This is a genomic window from Actinophytocola sp. (assembly GCF_035712165.1).
GTDB lineage: Bacteria > Actinomycetota > Actinomycetes > Mycobacteriales > Pseudonocardiaceae > DASYTH01.
Genome location: NZ_DASTBH010000284.1, coordinates 1 through 2,389, shown reverse-complemented (window position 1 = coordinate 2,389; position 2,389 = coordinate 1). Strand labels below are relative to the sequence as shown.

Annotated in this window: 2 protein-coding genes; both read left to right on the top strand. The window is 71.7% G+C overall.

What is annotated here, in order from left to right:
- Positions 1 to 688, top strand: a 688-nt coding sequence (gene ftsY, locus VFO68_RS16100; RefSeq protein ID WP_325159102.1) for a signal recognition particle-docking protein FtsY, incomplete at its 5' end; no start/stop codon positions are given.
- A 29-nt stretch (positions 689 to 717) separates the two neighbouring features.
- Complete coding sequence (aceB, locus tag VFO68_RS16095) at positions 718 to 2,283, top strand: malate synthase A (RefSeq protein ID WP_325159101.1); 1,566 nt, start codon at positions 718 to 720, stop codon at positions 2,281 to 2,283.
- Positions 2,284 to 2,389: the final 106 nt, after the last annotated feature.

The following is a 2,389-nucleotide window of genomic DNA, read 5'->3' as shown; positions in this document are numbered from 1 at the left end:
GCGCGCTCTGCTCAAGGAAGAGCTGCTGACGCTGGTCGGCACCGACTTCGACCGTGCCGTGAAGACGGAGAGCGGGGAGGACACCCCGGGCGTGATCATGGTCGTCGGTGTCAACGGCACCGGCAAGACCACCACCACCGGCAAGCTGGCCCGGGTGCTGATCGCCGACGGCCGCACCGTGGTGCTGGGCGCCGCCGACACGTTCCGCGCCGCCGCCGCCGACCAGCTGCAGACCTGGGCCGAGCGGGTGGGCGCCGAGGTGGTGCGCGGCCGCGAGGGCGCCGACCCGGCCGCGGTCGCCTTCGACGCGGTCAAGCGCGGCGCCGAGGCCGGGGTGGACGCCGTGCTGGTGGACACCGCGGGCCGGCTGCACACCAAGACCGGCCTGATGGACGAGCTGGGCAAGGTCAAGCGGGTGGTGGAGAAGCAGGCCAAGGTGGACGAGGTGCTGCTGGTGCTGGACGCCACCACCGGGCAGAACGGCCTGACCCAGGCCCGGGTGTTCGCCGACGTCGTGGACGTCACCGGCATCGTGCTCACCAAGCTGGACGGCACCGCCAAGGGCGGCATCGTCTTTCAGGTGCAGCGCGAGCTGGGCGTGCCGGTGAAGCTGGTCGGCCTCGGCGAGGGCGCCGACGATCTCGCCCCGTTCGAGCCCACCGCCTTCGTGGACGCCCTCCTGGGCTGATCCCGCGCCGGGGCGGCAGGATGGACCTCATGGCCAACATCGATGTCGATCGTGCCGACGAGATCCTCACCCCGGACGCCATGGACTTCCTCGCCGGGCTGCACACCCGCTTCGCCGGCCGGCGCGACGAGCTGGTTGCGCGCAGGCGGGAACGCCGCGATGAGGCGGCCCGGACCGGCCGGCTGGACTTCCTGCCGGAGACCGCCGAGGTGCGCTCCGGCGACTGGCGGGTCGCGCAGGCCCCGGCCGACCTGCGGGACCGCCGGGTGGAGATCACCGGTCCGACCGAGCGGAAGATGGCGATCAACGCCCTCAACTCCGGGGCCAAGGTGTGGCTGGCCGACCTGGAGGACGCCAACACTCCACATTGGACCAACGTGATCTCCGGTCAGGTGAACCTGAAGGACGCCGTTCGGGGGACGATCGCGTTCACCTCCGGTGAGGGCAAGAGCTACGCGCTGCGCGACGACGTCGACCACGCCGTGATCGTGATGCGCCCCCGGGGCTGGCACCTGCCGGAACGGCACCTGACCTTCGACGGCCGCGCGGCGGTCGGCGCGCTGGTCGACTTCGGCCTGTACTTCTTCCACAACGCCAAGGCCCTGCTGGAACGGGGCAGCGGCCCGTACTTCTACCTGCCCAAGATGGAAAGCCATCTCGAGGCGCGGCTGTGGAACGAGGTGTTCACCCACGCGCAGGCCGAGCTGGGCATCCCGCACGGCACCATCCGGGCCACCGTCCTGATCGAGACCATCCCGGCCGCCTTCGAGATGGAGGAGATCCTCTACGAGCTGCGCGAGCACGCCTCCGGGCTCAACGCGGGCCGGTGGGACTACCTGTTCAGCTTGATCAAGTACTTCCGGGACGCCGGGGCCGACTTCGTGCTGCCGGACCGCAACAGCGTCACGATGACCGCGCCGTTCATGCGCGCCTACACCGAGCTTCTGGTCCGGACCTGCCACAAGCGCGGCGCGTTCGCCATGGGCGGGATGGCGGCGTTCATCCCGAACCGGCGCGATCCCGAGGTGACCGCCAAGGCGCTGGACAAGGTGCGGGAGGACAAGCGGCGCGAGGCAGGCGACGGCTTCGACGGCTCCTGGGTGGCCCACCCCGACCTGGTGCCGATCTGCCGCGAGGTGTTCGACGAGGTGCTCGGCGAGCGGCCCAACCAGCTCGACCGGCTGCGCGAGGACGTCTCGGTGAGCGCCGGGCAACTGCTCGACGTGGCCGCCACCCCGGGCCGGGCCACCGACGCCGGGCTGCGCGCCGCGGTGGACGTCGGCGTGCGCTACATCGCCTCGTGGCTGGGCGGCAACGGCGCCGCCGCGATCCACAACCTGATGGAGGACGCCGCCACCGCCGAGATCTCCCGGTCCCAGGTGTGGCAGTGGGTGCGCAATGAGGTCGTGCTGGACACCGGCGTCAAGGTCACCGCCGGCCTGGTCCGGGAGGTGCTCGCCGAGACCCGGGCGGCGCTGCGGGACGAGGTGCCGGCCGGGCAGCTCGACGCCGCCTGCCAGCTGTTCGACGAGGTGGCACTGGCCGAGCAGTACCCGGACTTCCTGACCCTGCCGGCCTACGAGCGGATCGAGTGATGATCCGCACGTCGCTGGACGGTGCCATGATCGCCGACATCGCCGCGCGACTGTCGGCCGCGCAGGCGCCGGCGCCCGCGCGTGGCCGCCAGCCCGTGCACACCTG

Excerpts from the sequence above, each read along its gene's own strand:
- aceB (WP_325159101.1), top strand. The coding sequence starts at position 718 with ATGGCCAACATCGATGTCGATCGTGCCGACGAGATCCTCACCCCGGAC.